A 19,556-nucleotide genomic window follows, 5' to 3' on the forward strand; every position below is an offset into this window, starting at 1 on the left:
GCTAGGGTGGGCGGGTGAGCTTTCATCTGGTCGTCGGACACGGGCCCGCCGGGGCCGCCACCGCCCGCCTGCTGGCCGAACAGGGCCACGAGGTCCGGGTCGTCACCCGCACCGGGCGCCCCGCCGGGCCGGCCGCCGCGGGCGTCGAACACCTCGCCCTGGACGCCGGCGACTCCGCGCGGCTGGCCCGGGCCGCCCGCGGCGCCGCCGCGATCTACGGCTGCGCCGCGCCCCCGCTGCCGCAGTGGACCGAGTGCTGGCCCGCCCTCGGCTCCGCGCTGTGCGCCGCGGCCGAGGACAGCGGCGCGGTGCTGGTCATGCTCGGCAACCTCTACGGTTACGGCCCGGTCGACCGTCCGATGACCGAGGACCTGCCGCTCGCCGCGACCGGCCCCAAGGGCCGGGTACGGGCGGCTTCCTGGGAGCAGGCACGGGCGCTGCACGAGGCCGGGCGGATCCGGGCCGTGGAGGTGCGGGCCTCGGACTTCTTCGGACCAGGCGTCACCGAGGGCGGCCACCTGGCCGCCCGGGCGATACCGGCCCTGTTGAAGGGCCGTCCGGTCGCGGTGCTCGGCGCCCCGGACACCCCGCACAGCTGGACCTACCTGCCGGACGTGGCCCGGGCGTTGGCCGAGGTCGCAGGCGAGGAGCGCGCCTGGGGCCGGGCCTGGCACGTGCCCACCGCCCCCGCCCTGCCGGTGCGCGCGATGGTCGAGCGCCTGGCCGCCGAGGCCGGCACCGGCCCGGTCGCGGTGCGCCGGTTGTCCCCCGTCCTGCTGGGCGTGGCGGGCCTGTTCTCCCCGCTGCTGCGCGAACTGCGCGAGGTCCGCTACCAGTTCGACCGCCCGTTCGTCATGGACGCCTCCGCGTACGAGGCGGCGTTCACGGTCCGGGTCACGCCGCTGGAGGAGCAGCTCGCGGCAACGATCGGATGGTGGCGCGAGCGGCTGGAGTCCTGACGGCACATCAGTGATTGAGCGCGTCCGCCCCGCGGTAGCCGGCCGGCACGCCCTCGATCAGGATGATGTCGGCGACCATGTGCCGGGTGCGCAGCGGCAGGATCTCCCGGTAGGCGGGCGAGTCCCACCAGGCCCGGGCCCGCTCGTGGTCGGGGAACTCGATGACGATCGTCCCGCCCGAACCCCAGCGGCCCTCCACCGTCTCGTACGTGCCGCCGTGGACGATGAAGCGGCCGCCGAAGGGGTCGAGGGTGGCGTCGATGCGCTCCAGGTACTCGACGATGTCGGGGCCGAACTCCACCGAGTGGACCTGGGCGATCGCGTAGGCGGTCATGACTGCTCCTGCGGGTTCGTCGTGGGCGTTTCCGTCTGACGTCTCCGACAGTAGGGCCCGGGGGTGGGGGCCGAATCAGTCACGTATCGGTAGGGGGTGACGTAGGCCGGAAACGGGTGCCCTCCTCCTGGCCGACCACCTCCCGGCCCTGGACCCGCCCTGGCGCAGCAGGCAGAAGCCCCGCACGGCCACAGCCCGTGCGGGGCGCCCCTGTTGCTTCAGCCGGCCGGAAACTCCCCACCCTTGACCCCTGCGAGGAACGAGGACCAGGCATCGGCCGGGAAGAGCAGGGCCGGCCCATCCGGGTCCTTCGAGTCCCGGACGGCCATCCCGCTCGCCACCGACTGCCGGGCCTCCACGCACTCGTTCGCCTGGGCGCTGTAGCTGCTCTTGTACCAGCCCCGAGCGCCACTCTCCGGCACAGTCACGTGTTCACACCCCTTCTGATCTCATCGTCATGTCGCCGCAGCGATGGCCGCGATCATATCCAGCGACTCCTTGGGGTTCAGAGCAGCTGATCGCAAGTACTCGAAGACCAGCCCGTAGCCATCCAGTTCGCCCTGCTGCTCCAGATAGTGGCTGCTTGTCAGTGTCTCCAAAAACACCGCTCCGGCGGTGGGCGAGTCGGAGAAGCCGTACATCACGAAGGCGCCGCACGCGCCGGCAGTCGCGCCGACGTCCAACGGCACCACTTGCAAGGTGACGTTGGGCAGCTGCGCCATCTCCGTCAAGTGCTGTAGCTGTTCCCGGTGCACCTCCGCCCCTCCCACCGGGCACCTGAGCGCAGGCTCCCAGATGATCGCCCAGAACCGGGCCGGATCCGGCTTCGCGAGGACTTCCTTGCGCTCCATCCGGATCTCGACCAGCTGATCGATGCGCTCCGGTCGCACCGCAGCCGGATTGGCTTCCAGTAGCGCCCGGGCGTAGCCCTTCGTCTGCAACAAGCCGGGGACCACCATGGTCTGCCACATGCGGATGTACCGGGCGTCGTCTTCCAGCCCGAGAACATCGACGTAGGCCGAGGGGATCGTGTCGCCGTAGTCGTGCCACCATCCACGCTTCTTGCTGTCCCTCGCCAGCCCCTCTAGAGCATCACGCTCCTCGCCAGCCACCCCGTACAGGTCCAGCAGGATCCCGAGGTCCAGCCGGCGCACGCCGGACACCCCGGTCTCTATGCGGCTGATCTTGGCGCGGGAGCAGGCAAGGGCCTGCGCCGCATCCTCTGTCCCCTTGTTCACGGCTTCGCGGAGGCGGCGAAGCTCCGAGCCGAGCCGGCGGGCACGGACGGTCGGCTTCGGTTCATCGGCCATGCGCAAGTCCTCTCACCTGACGACCCCAGTCTGCCTTGTGACCATTCGTCAATCCAGCGTAGCCATATCTGCATCGTTGCAGTTGTTCTGCTTGCAGGTTGCACCAATACAGGTGCATGCTACCTGGAGTAGCGAGTGCGTCCACACACAGTGATCATGGCGGGCTCACCCCGGGCATTCCCATGCCTTTCTCAGCCGTCTCACCCCGCACATTCCGGAGGTGGCTCCGCCATGCCTGAAACCGACTCGCCCTCCCCCGCCCCCACCGAGAAGGCCTGCCGACTGCCCCGGTGCCGAACCTCCCCCGGTGTCGCCCGTCAGCGGCTCCGTGACTTCCTCGCCCCTTTCCCGGTCGGCGAACTCCTCCTCCCAACCGGCGAGTTGCTCGTCAGCGAGTTGGTCACCAACGCCGTCCAGCACGCTCGGGTCCCGCGCGACCGCCTGATCCACGTCCACTTCAACCTCACCCCGGACAACACCCTCCGCATCGAGGTGCACGACGCCGACAGCGAGAAGCCCGCGCTCCGCGAAGCCCCCGCTTCCGCCGAGACCGGCCGGGGCCTGCTCCTCGTCCACAAGTTGGCTCAGAGCTGGGGCTGTTCCCCGCGCGAGGGCGGCATCGGCAAGTTCATCTGGTGCCTCGTCACCCCCGAGGAGGCCGCCGCATGACCACCGCCGTCCGGGCCGGAATCACTGGCATCATGGCGCCCGCCCTCTTCCCCGGCCTCGACCACGCCCTGCCAGTCCTGTGGGAACACATCCGCAGGCTCCCCGTCCGCGAGGCCCACCGGGACTTCATCCGGATCTGCATCGGCCCCGGCGGCGGCCAGGGCGTCGCCCGCTGCCTCGCCCGGGGCGGCAGATGGAGCACCACCCTCTACGTCGGCGGGATGACCGACTGGACCGCCCACCCGATCACCATCACCACCACCCTCCAGCCCTGAACTCCCCCGCCCCCGCCTGGCGTTCACGCCGGGCGGGGACGGGGAACCAAGTCCGCCGCTACTCGGCTCGCCAAAGGTGCCGTCGACGACGGCGAGCAGAAAGGCCGCGAAGCCGCCGTCGAAGCGGTCCCACTCCTCCAGGCTCCGATAGAACGCGACCACCGGCCGGGCATCAGGATCACCGCCCTCGGGCAGCCAGAAGAGAACTGGTCCGCGTTGAGGCCGGAACCCCAGGAGAGCAGCCCGCCGGGCTCGGAGTGGACCGGGTACGGGCAGTCCTCGTCCCCGGCAAGTTCCGCGGCGATCCCCTCCGTGGTCAGGCACACGAAGCCCGGGAAGCCTACGATCGACCTCCGCAGGAGCGACGAAGCCGACCTCCGCGACGGACCGCTCCCACGGGGTCGCGGTCGGCCGCCGTACCGTACCGGCTCACCGAGGAGCCGCGCCTGACGGTCGAGTTCCATGCCCATGCTCCCCGTCCAACGATCCGCCGTGGGCCGATTTCCTGGGTCGATCGCCAACTTCGACCGTCCGACGAACCCACCTCATGGCCGACCACCTCCCACTCCTCGGCCTGCCCCCGCCGTCGCAGCGGGGGCAGGCCGCGCCTCCTCATTCGGTCGAGAACTCGCTCCACGACCGGACACCCGAAGCGACGTCGAAGACCTCGGACAGCGTCGAGAAAAAGGCGGCATCGCCGTTCCCGACCCAGAAGTACCGCTTCTCCGGCGACTCCTCGTCCCACACCATGAAGATCCCCACCGTGCCGTCGCGGTTCACCGACACCGGCGCCAGCACGGCATCCTCCGTGAGCCCCTCGTCGATGTGGACGTCGATGCTGGTGATGATGTCGCGAAAGTGCAGCGCCCGAGAGAGGGCGTCCCCTGACGGCCAGTCCTGCCACCCCAGGAGAGGCATTCCGGAACGGAAGTTGTCCATCCCGTCGGAGAACTCAAGGAATTCGCGATAACCCGACTCGATCGGCTGCCGCAGCCACCCTTCGAGCTCCGAGATCTGACTCGCGTCAGCCGGCGGCCGCAGTCCCGGGGGCGCCGCCAGGGCGGAATCCGGGTCCGACCGATGATCATTGACCCTCGCCGTCACGAGCCTTTCGATCCACTCAGTCAATTCGCACCATTCCCATCGTCGCCCCCGCACCTGCTACCGAGTGATCTTACAGATGCCATAGTCGCCGCGCGTGACGGTTCCTCTGATGCGCTCGGTTGTGTAGGTGCTAGGGGTCTTGTTCACACCGGCGTACAGGAATTCAGTGGGTTGATATCCCTCGTTGTACTTGTTGGCATAGGAACCCACGAGTGAGTTCACATCGTTGTCCTGCTGGTGCCAGCAGTACGGGGCGTACTTTCCGGACCAGGTGGTGTCGGGGAGGTGCCCGGCCACGTTTCCGTTGTACTCGTACGGAGTCCCCTTCACCTCCTTGATGTGGAGGTCCTTGTACTTGTCCGCCAGGTCGGAGAGCGTGATCTTCTCTCCCGCGCGGGTGTAATCCATGACCTCCTTGGTGGGAGACACCCGGCCCTTGGGCGACCAGTAGCTCGACACGGCGTTCAGGGCGGCGATGTGGTCCTTCAATTCCTCGATCTGCTCCTGCGTCGCCCCCTCGGGCGCTCGGAGGCAGACGATCCCGGACATCCCCCGCTGCTTCTTGGTCTTGTTCAGGTGCTGCGTGCAGTCCTCTTCCTGCTGGTTGGTCGTGGTACCGCTTCCGTTACTCGGATTGGTTCCGGGAGCGGTCTGGGTGCCGGTGTCCTGGTCGGGGGTGGTGTTCTGGTTGGTGGTCAGCTGGTTGAGCAGGTCGGCGGCGTGGTAGACGGCTGAGATGATCTTGAGGATGTCGCCGGGCTTCGGCGGCTCCCAGTCGGGCTTCGGCGGAGGACGCTCGATGTCGGTCTTGCGGGGATCCCAGAGCGGCTTCGGGATCGTGATCTCGGTCGGTCGCTTGATCGTGGTGGTCGGCCGGTGGAACTTCGCCGGGCGGACCCAGGTGGGGGTCGTTCCGCCGCACCTCGACCAGCAGGTGTCGTCGTCGGGCGTGGCCGCGGTGTCGGGCGCGGCCGCGGCTCCTGCCGCCGCTGCCGCGGCGGCGGCTGCGGCCCTCTGGGCGTTGCGGGCGTGCACCTCCGCCTTCTCCAGGGCCAGGTCGTTGACGTAGGGCGTCGACGTGGCCGTTGAGGAGGCGGCGGCGGCGGAGCCGCTGCCGGCGTGGGAGGAGGAGCTGGTGAACTGGTCGTGGAGCCAGTTCCACGAGTTCTTGGCGCCGCTGATCGTGCTGTCGACGAGCTGTCCGCCCGCCCTGGCCATCTTGTTGCAGTTCGCCTGGCAGGCACTGATGAGTGCGGAGCCCGCGCCGATCAGGACCGTCACCTCGATGACGCAGGCGTCTTCCAGGCAGTGCCCCGACGGGTCGGTGCCGTTCAGGGGGCTGGCGTTGCCGTAGGTGTAGCGGTTGGCCTGGGCGGAGGGGTTGGGGTTCAGGAGGTAGGAGTCGCGGCTGGTGAAGGAGCCGGTTCCGGGGCGGTACCAGCGGGCGGCCATGTTGACGTCGCCGGTGGTGGGGTCGGTCCAGCCGCTCTGGTACCCGAGGCCGGTGCCGGTGCCGCTGGTGGCGGTGGGCTTGCCGAAGGGGTCGTAGGTGGTGGTGCCGGTGACCGTGGTGCCGTTGTTGTCGAGGGTGGCGGTGACGTCGCTGTGCTGGTCGGTGCGCAGGCGCACGCTGGTGGTGCCGTTGGCAGCGCCGAGCAGGTTGCCGGCGGTGTCGCGGGCGTAGGTCCAGGTGCCGTCGCCGGTCAGGTTGTTGGAGCCGCCGTCGTAGCTGAAGCGGGCGGTGCCCCGGCTGGCGACGCGGTCGAGGCCGTCGTAGGTGTAGCTGGTGGTGCCCTCGGTGATCAGGCGGCCGAAGGCGTCGTAGGCGGTGGTGTCCTCCTTGGTGCCGGTGGTGACGGCGGCCAGGGTGCCGCGCGCGGTGTAGCGGTAGGTGCTGGTGCCGTCCGACAGCAGGCGGTTGCGCTCGTCGTAGGACGCGGTCGTGGCGCCGTTCTTGGTGCGGTTGCCGGCGGCGTCCCACTCGTAGGCGGTGGTGGTGCCGTCGGCGGCCCAGGAGGTGAGGCGGCCGGCCTGGTCGTAGCCGTAGCGGTTGTCCTTGACCGGGTCGGTGGCGCCGCCGCTGACGGTCTTGCGGGTCAGGTGGTTGTCGAGGTCGTACTCGTAGGTGGCGCCGGTGAGCGGGGTGGCGGAGCTGCCGGCGGTCAGGAGCTGGTCGCCGGACAGGCGACCGAGGCCGTCGTAGCTCAGTCGGCGCTCGGACATGGGCGTGAGCTTCGTGGCGTCGGCCGGGTCCGGGGCGACGTACCACTGCTTGATCAGCCGGCCGTCGCCGTCGTAGCCGTACCAGTTCTGGGTCTTCAGCTTGGGGTTGTTGGCCCAGTCGAGCTGTCCGTCGGCCTTGTAGCCGAAAACCGTCAGGCCGGTGTCCTTGTCCCGGCGCTTGGCGACGCGCCCGTCGGCGTCGTACTCCCAGGTCTGGGCGGCCGCCGCGAGGTCGGTGCCGGCCGTGATGAGCAGACCGCGGTCGTTGTACGCGTAGTTCTGGGCGTTCGGGGTGTCGGTGTTGCTCCGGATCAGGTGCCCGGCCTTGTCGTAGGCCAGCTCCCGGGCGGCGGTGTCCGTCTCGGCGCCGCTTCCGGTCTCGCGCACCAGGTGCCCGGCCGGGTCGAAGGAGCGCAGGCGGGTGACGCCGCCCGGCTCGGTGGCCTTCACCGCCTGGCCGCCCATGTCGTAGCTGGTGGTCCAGGTCCGGTCGGCGGCGTTCGGGTGGGCTGCGGTGGCCGGCTCGATGGTCGACTCCGGCAGGCCCCAGGTGTTGTAGGTGTAGACCGTGGTGTTGCCCTTGCCGTCGGTCAGGCGGGTGCGATGGCCGGCGGCGTCGTAGCCGAGGGTGGTGGTGATCGCCTGGCCGGCGGCCACCGGCTCGGTGAGCTTCACCGGGCGGCCCAGCACGTCGTAGTCGGTGCTGGTGACGGCGCCGGTGGCCGGGCTGGTGGTGGTGAGGACCCGTCCTTCCAGGTCGTAGGTGGCGGTGGCGGTGCGCAGCACGGTGCCGGACGGGTCGAGGTCGTCGGTGGCGGCGGGGTTGCCGAGGCCGTCGTAGTGGGTGCGCACGGATTCGCCGATGGGGGCGATGGCGCGCACGGCGCGGCCGGCGCCGTCGTACTCGGTCTTGCTGACGCGCCCGAGGGGGTCGGTGCTGGTGAGCACCTGGCCGGCGGGGTTGTACGTGGCGCCGGTGGTGCTGCCGCCCGGGGTGGTGACGGAGGTGCGGTTGCCGGCGTCGTCCCAGGCGAACTTGGTGGTCAGGTTCTGCGGAGTGGGCTGGCGTTCGATCACGGTCGCGGTGAGGGTGCGGCCGAGCTGGTCGTAGGTGGCCTCGGTGCGGGCGCCGAGCGGGTCGTTGGCGGACAGCTGGAGGCCGGTGGGGGTCCAGGTGGCGGACCAGGTGGGTGCGGTGTCCCACACCGGGGTCTGGGGGCCGAAGCCGCCCTTGACGTTGGGGTCGACGCGCTGGATCTGGTGGCTGAGGCGGTCGTAGGTGTAGGTGGTCTTGCGCTTGAGGCCGTCGGTCGTCGCGGTGATCCGCGAGAGCTTGTCGTACTCGAAGGTGGTGATGATGCCGAACGGGAAGTCGGAGCCGGGCTGGTAGTAGGTGGGCGAGCCGGTCTGCTTGGTGCGGCCGAGGGAGTCGACCCACCGGTAGGTGGAGTTGCCCAGCGGGTCCTTCTCCCGCACGGCCTCGCCGAAGGCGTTGTAGCCGGTGGTGGTGGTCGGGCGGACGGTGGTGGCGGCCGCTCCCCCGCTCTCGGCGGCGACCGGCGGGGCGACGGTGGTGGTGCGGCGCCCGAGGACGTCGTAGAGGTAGCTGGTGGTGTGGGCGGCCGGGTCGGCGCCGGGGGCGTTGCCGTTCGGGGAGGTGGTGGCGGTGAGCAGGCCTCGCTGGTCGTAGCTGAAGGTGCTGACGGCGGTGGGTGCGCCGGCGGAGGAGGCGAGCTGGCTGCGGGTCAGGCGGCCGGCGGTGTCGTAGGTGTTGGTCTGGACGCTGTTCTCGGTGTCGCTGACCTTGACGGTGCTGGTGGTGACGCGGTCGTCGGCGTCGTAGCCGACGGTGGTGGTGCGCGCCAGGCCGGCCGGGTCGAGGACGGTCTGGGTGACCCGCCCGGAGGGGTCGACGGTGCGCACGGCGGTGGTGCGGCCGCCGCCGGTGGTCTGCTTGACCAGGTGGCCGGTGCCGTCGTACTCGTCGGCTTCCAGGACGATCGAGCGGGTGGTGCCGTCGGCCTGGGTGACGTTCTGGGCGGTGACGGTGGCGGGCAGGCCGTCGTCGAAGTAGGTGTAGGCGGTGACGGCGCCCATGGCGTCGGTGAGGGTGGCCAGGCGGCCGGCCGGGTCGTAGGCGCGGGACTCCAGGGTCAGGTCGCGCACGCCCTTGCCGTCGCCGTTCCAGCCCTCGACGACGGTGGTCGCCGGCTGGCTGCGTGGGGTGTAGGTGTAGCGGGTGACCTGGCCGAGCGGGTCGGTGACGGAGGCTCGGCGGCCGAGCGTGTCGTAGCCGTAGCGGGTGACGCCGCCCATCGCGTCGGTGTCGCTCTCCAGGCGGCCGGCGTTGTCGTAGCTGCTGCTGGTGGTGCGGGAGCCGTCGGTGCCGGCGATGTCGGCGGTGGTGCTGCTGGTGGGGTGGCCGTCGGGGTCGAAGGCGGCGGTGGTCCTGGCCTGGTGGGTGTCGCCGGTGACCGCGTCGGTGACCTTGGGGCCGGTCTGGGCGGTCTGGCGGCCGAGGTCGTCGTACTCGTAGGTGGTGGTGACGCCGGCGGGCTGGGCGTCGGAGGTCTCGGTGGAGGAGGTCTTGCGGCCGGCCGCGTCGTAGTTGTAGGTGACGGTCAGTCCGCTCGGCAGGGTGGTGCGGGCCAGGTCGCCGGTGGAGTAGTAGGCGTAGGCGGTCACGGCGCCGGCGGCGGTGGTCTCGCTGGCGAGCAGCCCGGCCGGGGTGGTGCCGCCGCCGTAGGCGGCTTCGGTGCCGGTGGTGTAGCTGGTGCGGGTGGTGCGGCCGTCGGGGCGGGTGGTGGAGGCGGGCAGGCCGAGGGCGGTGTAGGCGACGGTGCTGCGGTAGGTGGTGTCGCCGGGGCCGGCGGAGCGGGCGTCGCGGGTCTCGGTGGGTTTGTCGTTGCGCGGGTCGCGGGGGTCGGCGGGGTTGTAGTAGTAGCTGGTGTAGGAGGTCCAGCAGGAGTTGACGTCGCGGCAGGTGGTCAGGGAGACGGTGTTGCCGCGGGCGTCCTGGCCGCTGACGGTGGAGTGGCCGTTGGGGTCGGTGACGGTGTGGACGAAGCCGCCGGTGTCGTAGGTGTAGCTGGTGGTGTTGCCGGCCTCGTCGGTGCGGGAGATGAGGCGGTTGCCGCGGGTGGCGTCGTGGATGTCGGTGGTGGTGTTGCCGACCGGGTCGGTGAGGGTGACGCGGGAGGCCAGTTCGGTGGCCGAGGAGGCGGAGCGCGCCTGGTAGTGGGCGGCGACGCGTTCGGCGGTCAGCGGGTGCTGGTACACGGCGACCTCGTCGATCTGGCCGGTCAGCCAGGACCATCCGCCGTTGCCGGCGGGCCAGTTGCCGAGGTAGCCGCCGCCGAGGGTGACGCGGTCCATGTCGAGGTGGTTGGCGGCACCGGAGGCGGTGCCGACCAGGGTGCCGTCCAGGTAGAGCGACTGGGTGCCCTGGGCGGCGCTGATGACCGCCTGGTGCCAGGAGCCGTCGGTGACGGCGGCGGCGGAGGTGATCGGGCCGTTGGTGGCGCCGAAGAACATGCCGCGCAGCTTGCCGTCGGTGCCGACGTACAGGACGGGCACGGTGTTGCCGCTGGTGTTGTTGGCCTGGTCCAGCAGGATGCCGGTGCCGCTGGTGCGGAACCACAGTTCGGCGGCCAGGTCGGTCTGGGCCCGCAGGATCTGGCCGGGCAGCTCGACGTAGGAGGTGTTGGTGCCGTTGAACTGGGCGGCGTGACCGTCGCCGGGGCCGAACACGCCGGTGGTACCGGGCTTGACGGCGCTCGCGTAGGTGCCGTTGCCCTTGACGGCGGCGACCTCGCTGGCGGCGGTGGTGCCGCCGGTCTCGTCCAGGCGCCAGTAGCCGCCGGGCGAGTCGGCGACGACGGAGCCGCGGTAGCCGACGCCCTGGCCGCCGACCTGGGCGCTGCGGGCGCGGTAGTGGGCGACGACGTCGCTGTCGCTCAGCGGGTGCTGGTAGAGGGCGACCTCGTCGATGCTGCCGGTGAAGTGGCTGATGTCGCCGGGGGTGGCGGGCCAGGAGCGGGCGAAGCCGGCGCCGATGTAGGTGTGGGTGTTCTGCTGGTGGTCGATGGCGCCGGTGCGGGTGCCCAGGACCTGGCCGTCGAGGTAGAGGGTCTGGGTGGTGCCGTTCACGGAGAGCACGGCGTGGTGCCAGGCGCCGTCGGTGACGGCGTTCGGGGAGGTGGCGCCCTCGGGGGCGGCGCAGCAGAAGCGGCCGCGCAGCTTGCCGTCGGTGCCGACGTACATCACCGGGGTCCAGCTGCCGCCGACGCCGTTCGGGTCGTCGATGGTGCGGCTCTGGTCGCCGATCAGCACGCCCGGGGTGGTGGTGGTGAACCAGAGTTCGACGGCGAGGTCGGTCTTGGCGTGCAGGACGTCCTGGGGGATCTCGATCTGGGACTTGGCGGAGCCGTCGAAGCGGGCGGCGGTGTCGTCGGTGGGGGCGAAGACGCCGGGGGCCTTCTTGGCGACGCCGTCGCCGTAGGTGCCGGCCAGGCCGTTGCCGACCTCGCTGGCTGCGGTGGCGCCGTCGCGTTCGCCCAGGCGCCAGTAGCCGGCCGGGCCGGAGGCCTTGACGGCGTTGCTGTAGAGGAAGGAGCCGCCGCTGTAGGTGGGTTCGGAGATCTTCCAGTCGCCGCCGGCGGCGTCGGTGACCTTGGTGACGCGCTCGGTGGTGGCGTCGTAGGTGACCTGGGCGCTGGTGCGGCCGGAGGGCAGGGTGACCTTGGTGAGCTGGGCGCTGCCGGTGCGCAGGGCGTAGTGCTCGGCGACGGTCTGCTCGGTGAGCGGGTAGTCGTAGACCGCGGCCTCGTCGATCTGGCCGGTGAACCAGGACCAGCCGCCGTTGCCGCCGGGCCAGTTGCCGGTGTAGCCGCCGCCGAGGTAGGCGCGGTCCATGTTGAGGTGGTCGATGGCGCCGGGGGTGGTGTCGACCAGGGCGCCGTCGAGGAACATCGCGGTGTTGTCGCGGGCGCCGGCGAGCACGACGTGGTGCCAGGCGTTGTCGGTGACGTCCTTGGTGGAGGTCACCGGGGGGTTGGGGCTGTTGAACTTGCCGCGCAGCTTCTTGTCGGTGCCGACGTACAGGGCCGGGACGACGTTGTACGGTTCCTCGCCCATCGCGCGGTTCTGGTAGCTGAGGATGACGCCGGGCGCGGCGGTGCGGAACCACAGTTCGACGCTGCGGTTGACGGAGGAGCTGATGGCGCGGTTGGGCAGCTCGACGTAGGAGGTGGAGCGGCCGTTGAAGGTGACGGCCTGGTTGCCGCTGGCGCCCAGGGCGCCGTCGGCGCCGAAGGTGACGTCCTTGGCCGAGGCTGGGGAACGGTCGCTGACCTGGGCGTCGTTGGTGAGGGTGCTGCCGTCGGCCTGGCCCAGGCGCCAGTAGCCGGAGGGGCCGGCGTCGCGCACGGCGGTGCGGTAGCGCGAGCCGGTGCCGTAGTCGTAGACGGTGCAGCCGGTGGCGGCGGCAGGGTCCGCGCCGGGCGGGCAGACCTTGGTGAGCTTGTCGCCGTCGTACTGGTACTGCCAGCCGCCAGTGGAGCCGGTGGCGGTCACGGAGGTGACGTGGGCGCCGGTCCAGGTGAGGGTCAGGTTGCGGCCGGAGGCGGTGTCCTTGACCTGGACAGGGCGGCCGCCGTCGTAGACGAGGTCCTGGGTGTGGCCGGCGACGTCGGCGACGCGGGTGAGCCGGCCGTCGGCGCCGAAGGTGTGGATCTTGCCGGCGCGGTCGGTGAGCGTCCAGCCGCCGCCGTCGGCCTTGCGCAGGTCGGCGGCCATGCCGCTGCCGGGTATGTAGGCGTTCTTGCCCGGGTCCCAGCCGAAGCGGGCGCGCGAGCCGTTGGAGGCGGTGAGCAGCACGTTGCCGGGCAGGGCGAGCCAGTTGCTGGACTCGACCTGGATGCGCATGTCGAAGGGGGTGCTCCAGCCGGCGCCGAAGGCGCCGTCGGTGCGCGGGTCGAGGGAGTTGTAGCTGCGGGTGACGGACAGCTCGGGGCCGACGGTGGGCAGGGCGGCGTCGGTGGCGGCGGTGGTGTAGTTGCCGGCGGCGGTGTTGACGCTGCGTCCGGCGTCGGCGGCGGTGGTGTACTGGTTGGGCTGCGGCAGGACGGTGCGGATGTAGGAGGCGGCGGTCCAGGGGCTGGAGCCGGCGCCGTCACCGGCCTTGGCGTACCAGGCGTACTGCTCGTTCCAGGTCAGCCAGCCGGCCGGGACGACGAAGCGGCCCTGGCGTTTGAGGTAGTCGGTCTGCTTGCAGTCCACGCGGGCGTCGCCGCCGACGACCCGGCAGACCTCGAACTTGTAGTCCAGTTCGGGGTAGGGCGCGCGGTCGGGGTCCACGCCCTCGGCGGTGAGGGTGGGTTGGAGCTGGTAGACGACCGCGCCCGAGGGCGGGGCGAGGCGGGTGATGTACGGGGGGACGTTGACGGAGGAGATCTGGATGTTGACGGTCGGCACGCCGGCGTCGACCCAGAAGTTGCTGACCTGGTACTGGTCCATGGTGAACGCGACGGTGTACGCGCCCTGCGGGAGGGTGCGGATGTGCGCGTCGACCACGGCGCTGCCGCCCGGGGGAACGTCGCCCGGCATGGCCGTCCAGGCGACGTTGGTGCCGTAGTTGGTGATGTTGTTGCCCCACTGGTCGAACAGCAGGTACGACATCTTGTAGTTGTTGGTGGGGGTCCAGGTGTCCATGCCGCGGTTCCACACGCGCAGGCGGACGATGCCCTCCTGGGTGGCGGTCACCGGCTGCTGCAGGCCCCAGAGTTCGTAGTCGGCGCCGTAGCGGGACCAGGTGACGTCCAGGACCGGCTGGCCGCCGCCGTTGTTGGCGCTGCCGAACTGCTTCCAGGAGTAGTTGTCCCAGGCGTCGGTCTTGATGGCCAGGCCGTAGTTGGCGGTCCAGTGGTGGGTCCAGGAGTTGACCAGGTTGCGGCCGTCGGCGCCCAGGTCGATCGACTCCCAGGCCTCCGGGCAGGCCCAGGCGCTGGAGGCGCTGGGCCGCCAGCCGTGGGCGAAGGAGGGGGCTGCCAGCGCGGGCCCGGTGGAGGGGGCGTTGGAGCCGCGCAGGGAGCTGGGCGACCACCAGGAGGTGACCTGGTGGATGGTCACGGTGCGCGGGGTGCAGCTGTAGGACCAGCCGTTGTACAGGCTCAGGCGGGCGCCGAGGATGGTGGCGTTGCTGAGGGAGTCCTCGATGCCGGTGAACTTGACGAACGAGGACGCCTGGTGCTTGCCGCCGTCGTTGGTGCCGACCTTGAGGACGGTGTCGCCGGAGAAGTCGACGTTGTAGCCGGTGTAGCCGTAGGTGGTCTCCACGGCCCGGACGGAGGAGAGCTGCGGGTCGACCTTGACGGGGTATACGCGTTCGGGGGCGTGCAGCCAGGCCTCGTCGAGCTTGGCCTTGAGGGCCTGGCCGCCGGTCGGCAGCTGGACCAGCTCGTAGGTGACGCCGCCGGTGATCACGCCTTCCTCGGTGTTGGGCGCGAAGTTGGAGTCCTGCATCCAGCCGGCGGGCATGCGTCCGCGCAGGGTGCCGGCTGCGTCGGTGAAGTGGACGGAGCCGTCGGCGTCCAGGGAGGCGCTCACGCCCTGCAGGCGCAGCGGGAAGACCCATTCGGTGGGCGCGGTGGCGTCCTTGAGGACCAGGTTCTCCTTGAACGAGGAGCTTGCGGCGAGGATCGTCACGTCGGCCTTGGGCCGGGCCTCGGGGTAGGTGATGGCGTTGCCCTGCGCGGTGCCCTGGACGGGGGCGGCGCCCTGGAGGCTGTAGCCGGCGGAGAGGCCCTCGCCGAGCTGGAGCTGGACGAGCGGGTCGGCGTCGGCGGTGAGGCCGAGCTTGAGCTGCTGCTCGGTGGAGGTGGTGGTCCAGGAGTTCTGGACCGGGGCGGCCCGGCCGCCGGTGGCGGTGCCGTCGGGTATCAGGGTGGTGTCGATGGCTGACCAGGAGCCGTTGGAGCGCTGGAAGTTGACCGGCTCGGGGTAGCTGCGGGTGGTGAAGGTCCCGTTGGTGTTCTGGAAGGTCCGTTGCTGCGCGGTGCGCTTTTCGGGGAGCTCCTTGCTGGTGGCCGGGTCGAAGCTCTTGGCCGGGTCGACCTTGCTGGCGGGCAGCGCGGCGGGCTTGTCGGCGGGCTTGGCCTCGGTGGCGGGCAGCGCGGCGGGCTTGGGCGCGAGGTCCTGGGCAGGGGCTGCGGCGGAGCCCGACCCGGTCTTGTCCTCGGGCAGTTCGCCCGGCGCGGGGGCCGCGTCCGGGTGCCCGGAGCCGTCCTTCGCGCTGGTGGCGGCGGTTGCGGCGTCGTGGCCGCGCCCCTCGGCGCTGCCCTGCTGCTGCTTGGGGCGCGGGCCGGGGTCGGCGGGCGCGGTGCCGGCACTCTGGCGCATCAGGGTCTCGGCGAAGGCCGACCCTTCGGCTGTTCCGAGGACGACCATGGTCATGGCCATCAGGATGGCCAGGGGACGGCGCAGCACGAGGTAAACCCACCAGACAGTCAAGAAGAAGCAAATGAAACCGCAGCAGATATATCGGATCGTCAGTAGGCAGATAAAGAGACAATCGCCATCTTGTGCCGGAGATCACAGCGGAAACACGGACGGCGGGGAACCGATGACCTGGAGTGACGTCACTCGCTAGGCTCGCGGCGGGTGTTTCGGCGAGGGAAGGGTGGGCTGCGCATGCTGGGGTTCGACGGGAGCGGGTTCCTGCGGAACGGGGCGCCGCACCGGGTGGTCGCCGGGTCGGTGCACTACTTCCGGGTGCATCCCGAACTGTGGGAGGACCGGCTCAGGCGGGTGCGGGCGCTGGGGGTGAACACGGTGGACACATACGTGCCGTGGAACTTCCACGAACTGCGGGCCGGGCGGACGGACTTCACCGGGTGGCGCGATGTGGGCCGGTTCGTGCGCCTGGCCGGGGAGTTGGGGCTGGACGTCATCCTGCGGCCGGGCCCGTACATCTGCGCGGAGTGGGAGTTCGGCGGGCTGCCCGCCCGGCTGCTGGCGGTGGAGGGGCTGCGGCTGCGCTGCGCGGACCCGGCATACCTGGCCGAGGTGGACGGCTGGTTCGACGCGCTGGTGCCCGAGGTGCTGCCGCTGCTGGCGAGCCGGGGCGGGCCGGTGGTGGCCGTGCAGGTGGAGAACGAATACGGCAGTTACGGCGACGACGCCGCCTACCTGCTCCACCTGCGCGACGGCCTGGTGCGGCGCGGGGTGGACTGCCTGCTGTTCACCGCCGACGGCGCCCACGACCTCATGCAGCAGGGCGGCGCGATCCCCGGCCACCTGGCGACCGCGACCTTCGGCTCGCGCGCCCCCGAGCGCCTCGCGCTGCTGCGCCGTCACCAGGTGGACGGGCCGCTGGCGGCGATGGAGTTCTGGATCGGCTGGTTCGACCAGTGGGGCCGCCCGCACCACGTGCGAGACCCCAAGGAGACCGCCGCCTCGCTGGACGAACTGCTGGCCACCGGCGCCTCCGTGAACCTCTACATGGCGCACGGCGGCACCAGCTTCGGCCTGTGGTCCGGTGCCAACCACGCCGGCGCCCACCCGTACGACGCCGGGTACGAGCCGACCGTCACCAGCTACGACTACGACGCGCCGATCGGCGAGGCGGGCGAGCTGACCGACAAGTTCCACGCCCTGCGCGAGGTCATCGGCCGCTACGTGGACCTGCCGGACGGCGAACTGCCGCCCCAGCCACCGAGGGTGGCCCCGCAGCGGCTGGAGCGCGCCGAGGGCCGGGCGGCGCTGTCGGCGAACCTGGACGCGCTGTCGCAGCCGGTGGAGCGCGCCGCGCCGCTGCCGATGGAGGCCCTCGGGCAGGACCGCGGCCTGATCCACTACCGCACCCGCGTGCCCGGACCGCGCCCCGAACTGCCCTTGCGCATCGACGGGTTGGCCGACCGCGCCCAGGTCTTCGCCGACGGGCGCCCGCTCGGGACGCTGGACCGCAACGTGCCCGGCGCGGTGTTGCCGCTGGCCGTCGGGGAGGACGGGGTCCGACTGGACATCCTGGTCGAGGCACTGGGCCGGGTGAACTACGGGCCGCAGATGGACGACCGCAAGGGCATCACGCGTGGCGTCTCGCACGGGCACCAGCGGCTGTTCGGCTGGCAGATCCGGCCGCTGCCGCTGACCGACCTGTCCGCGCTGCGCTTCTCGGACGATGTCGGGGCGGCGGGCGGGGAGCCGGTGTTCCACCGCTTCACGGCCCGGCTGGACTCCCCCGCCGACGCGTTCGTCGCCCTGCCCGGCTGGGGGCGCGGACTGCTGTGGGTCAACGGCTTCCTGCTCGGCCGCTACCGGGCGGAGGGCCCCCAGCGCACCCTCTACGCCCCGGCGCCGCTGTGGCGGGCCGGGGACAACGAGGTGGTCGTGCTCGAACTCGAACTCCACGGTGAGGCGTTGGAGTTGCGCGACCAGCCGGACCTGGGGCCGACCACGGCCGCGCCCAGCGCCGAGTACTGACCCCGGCCCGGCGGTTGAAGGCGCGAGGGGCGTCCCGAGGCCCGCCCCTCGCGTCTTCGGGCCGTCAGTTCTGGCAGCCGGGGATGTTGTTCAGCGGGAAGCAGTTGTTGGGGGTGTTGTGGACGACCCGGCTGTCGTCGAGGGTCACCTGGGAGCCGTAGTCGTTCAGGATGCCACCGCCGTTGACCGCGGCGGTGTTGTCGACGACCGTGGTGTGGTGGAGCGTGAGCGTGGAGGGGCCGGCCAGGGTCTGGTTGTGGATGGCCCCGCCGTCGCGCCCGGCCACGTTGTCCTTCAGCCGCACCTTGGTCAGGGTCGCGGTCCCCGCGTTGTTGAGGGCCCCGCCGTCGCGCCCGGCCCGGTTCTGGACGATGGGGCCGCCGGTGACGTCCAGGGTGGCTTTGAGGTCGTTGTAGAAGGCCCCGCCGTCGAGACCGGCGAAACTGTCTGACACCTCGGTGTCGGTGAACGTCGCCTTCGAGAGGTTGAACACGGCGCCCCCAGCGAGGTTGCGGGCCGTGTTGTGGGCCAGGACGCTGTCCTCGACCGTGAGGGTGCCGCTCCCGGCGTTGACGATGCCGCCGCCATTGCTGTCGGCCTGATTGCCGTTGATCTTGCTGTGCCCGATGGTGACCGTGCCGCTTTCGGTGTTGAGGATGCCCGCACCGACGTCGGCGACGTTGCCGGAGACGTTGCTGCGGTGGAGCGTCAGGGTCCCGGCGTTGGCGATGCCGCCGCCGTCGAAGCCCTTGTTGTCGGTGACCGCGCTCTCGTCGAGCGTCAGCTTGCCGCCCTGCTGGACCCGGATGCCGCCGCCGTCGCCGTCCGCGTTACCGCCGCTGACCTGGACGCCGTGCAAGGTGAGGTCGCCGGTGGAGACCACGTCGAGCAGGCGGAAGAAGTCGGGCGTGGTGGCGGAGCGCACGATGCTGCTCTCGTCGCCCTTGATGGTGATCTTCCCGCTGATGGGCGGGAGCGCGTCACCGGTGCTGTCGACGCTGGTGCTGAAGGCGTAGACGCAGTCCTCGGCCAGCTGGATCGTGCCGCCGGGCCCGTTGAGGTTGTTGATGGCCTGGATCAGGCCGGCCGTGTCGCCGCAGGCGATCGGCGTGGCGGCCTGCAAGGCGTGGGCGGAGGGGGAAACGACGGCCGTGCCCAGCAACAGGCCGGCCGCGATCACGGAACCCCGCAGGGTCAGGTGGTTCATGGATGTCGTCCTCATACGGCAGGGGCCCGGACGGGCCCCTCAGCTGACTTGCTCACGCCAGTCGGCGCGACGCACGTCAGGTCCCCCACCCCCGCGCCCGCGCAAGCGGGCGGATCTCGGAATTCAGCCAGATGACACACGCACCACCCCCGCCTGTCCGAATAAAATGACCGTCCTCGGTCGCCCCGGCCGGCCTCCCCCGGTCAGTCCCACCAGAAGAACCAGTGGTGGGAGCCGACCAGCTGCTCGGCGTAGGCGGTGAGGGTGCCGGCGCCCTGGTGGATCTGGTCGGGGCACAAGGCGGCGTGCTCGACGGCCAGCGGGAGTGCCTCGGCGAGGGTCGCGGGCGGCACGGCCACGCTCAACTGCAGGGTGTCGAAGCCGACTTCGACCACCTGGGCGCCGAAGCGGCGCTCCCAGTCGGCGAGCACGGCGGCGATCTTCGCGATGTCGTTGTCGTGGTTGAGCGGGCCGCTCCACCCGCACGCCACCAGCGCCTCGGCCCCGCCGGCGGCCCGCACCAGGCCCAGCCGCACGTCCTTGACGGACTGCAGCGCGCCGGCCAGCCCCCGGGCCTCGGCGTCGGCGGCCCCGTCGGGGACGGTGGCGGCGGGTGCGAGGCCGGGCCAGGCGGCGCCGTAGGGGGCGAGGGCCTCGAACTCCTCATCCATGTCCTCGGGTTCGAGGTCCTCGCCGGGCTCCCACCACGCGCGCAGCACGGCCGCCGGGTCGTGCTCGGCGGGGTCGGAGGCGCGGTCCGGGTCCAACTCGCCGGACAGCCAGGGCCGGAAGTCCGGGTCCGCGTCGCTCAGCGGGCTGAGCAGCAGCGGCCACAGCCCGCTCTGCGCGTGGGCCCGGTGCAGTTGCTCCCAGAGGCCGGCGGGGGCGGGGGCGTCGCTGATCCACAGCGGGAGTGGCCGCCCGTCGTCCCCGACGACGGAACGGCCGGGCGGCAGGGATGCGGGCGGGACGACGTCGAAAGGCCAGGTCATGCGC

The 19,556-nt window shown here is 71.3% G+C and carries 11 protein-coding genes; 4 read left to right on the top strand and 7 right to left on the bottom strand.

All coding sequences use genetic code 11. The features are described 5' to 3' along the window. Positions 1-14 precede the first annotated feature (14 nt). On the top strand, positions 15-959 hold the full coding sequence (locus tag ABZW30_RS36115) for an NAD-dependent epimerase/dehydratase family protein (RefSeq protein ID WP_355675489.1): 945 nt from the start codon (positions 15-17) through the stop codon (positions 957-959). A 7-nt stretch (positions 960-966) separates the two neighbouring features. Here ABZW30_RS36115 and ABZW30_RS36120 read toward each other — a convergent pair whose 3' ends face one another. From ABZW30_RS36120 to ABZW30_RS36130, 3 genes are all read right to left on the bottom strand, one after another. Next, positions 967-1,293 (bottom strand): DUF1330 domain-containing protein, encoded by a 327-nt coding sequence (locus ABZW30_RS36120; RefSeq protein ID WP_355675490.1) that lies wholly within the window; start codon positions 1,291-1,293, stop codon positions 967-969. Between the two features lie 218 nt (positions 1,294-1,511). Then, positions 1,512-1,721 (bottom strand): DUF397 domain-containing protein, encoded by a 210-nt coding sequence (locus ABZW30_RS36125; protein ID WP_355675491.1) that lies wholly within the window; start codon positions 1,719-1,721, stop codon positions 1,512-1,514. A gap of 27 nt (positions 1,722-1,748) precedes the next feature. Then, positions 1,749-2,603: a helix-turn-helix transcriptional regulator gene (locus ABZW30_RS36130; protein WP_355675492.1), complete on the bottom strand. Its 855-nt coding sequence runs from the start codon at positions 2,601-2,603 to the stop codon at positions 1,749-1,751. A gap of 231 nt (positions 2,604-2,834) precedes the next feature. On the opposite strand from ABZW30_RS36130, the gene ABZW30_RS36135 reads away from it, so the two are divergent. Both ABZW30_RS36135 and ABZW30_RS36140 read left to right on the top strand, forming a co-directional pair. Next, complete coding sequence (locus ABZW30_RS36135; protein ID WP_355675493.1) at positions 2,835-3,272, top strand: ATP-binding protein; 438 nt, start codon at positions 2,835-2,837, stop codon at positions 3,270-3,272. Beyond that, complete coding sequence (locus tag ABZW30_RS36140) at positions 3,269-3,547, top strand: hypothetical protein (RefSeq protein ID WP_355675494.1); 279 nt, start codon at positions 3,269-3,271, stop codon at positions 3,545-3,547. Before ABZW30_RS36135 ends, ABZW30_RS36140 begins: the two co-directional genes overlap by 4 nt. 612 nt (positions 3,548-4,159) lie before the next feature. Here the strand turns inward: ABZW30_RS36140 and ABZW30_RS36145 are convergent. Further along, on the bottom strand, positions 4,160-4,675 hold the full coding sequence (locus ABZW30_RS36145; RefSeq protein ID WP_355675495.1) for a hypothetical protein: 516 nt from the start codon (positions 4,673-4,675) through the stop codon (positions 4,160-4,162). A 33-nt stretch (positions 4,676-4,708) separates the two neighbouring features. After that, positions 4,709-15,325, bottom strand: a complete 10,617-nt coding sequence (locus ABZW30_RS36150; protein WP_355675496.1) for a LamG-like jellyroll fold domain-containing protein — start codon at positions 15,323-15,325, stop codon at positions 4,709-4,711. A gap of 237 nt (positions 15,326-15,562) precedes the next feature. Here ABZW30_RS36150 and ABZW30_RS36155 point away from each other — a divergent pair, with 237 nt between their 5' ends. Beyond that, positions 15,563-17,353, top strand: coding sequence for a beta-galactosidase family protein (locus ABZW30_RS36155; protein WP_355675497.1), 1,791 nt, complete (start codon positions 15,563-15,565; stop codon positions 17,351-17,353). Positions 17,354-17,417: 64 nt separating this feature from the next. Here the strand turns inward: ABZW30_RS36155 and ABZW30_RS36160 are convergent, their stop codons facing one another. Then, positions 17,418-18,560, bottom strand: coding sequence for a hypothetical protein (locus ABZW30_RS36160; RefSeq protein ID WP_355675498.1), 1,143 nt, complete (start codon positions 18,558-18,560; stop codon positions 17,418-17,420). Positions 18,561-18,763: 203 nt separating this feature from the next. Next, a complete protein-coding gene (locus ABZW30_RS36165; RefSeq protein WP_355675499.1) occupies positions 18,764-19,552 on the bottom strand; it encodes a DUF4253 domain-containing protein in 789 nt (262 codons plus the stop codon). Between the last annotated feature and the right edge of the window lie 4 nt (positions 19,553-19,556).

The sequence above is a fragment of the Kitasatospora sp. NPDC004669 genome (assembly GCF_040609455.1).
In the GTDB taxonomy this organism is placed as follows: domain Bacteria; phylum Actinomycetota; class Actinomycetes; order Streptomycetales; family Streptomycetaceae; genus Kitasatospora.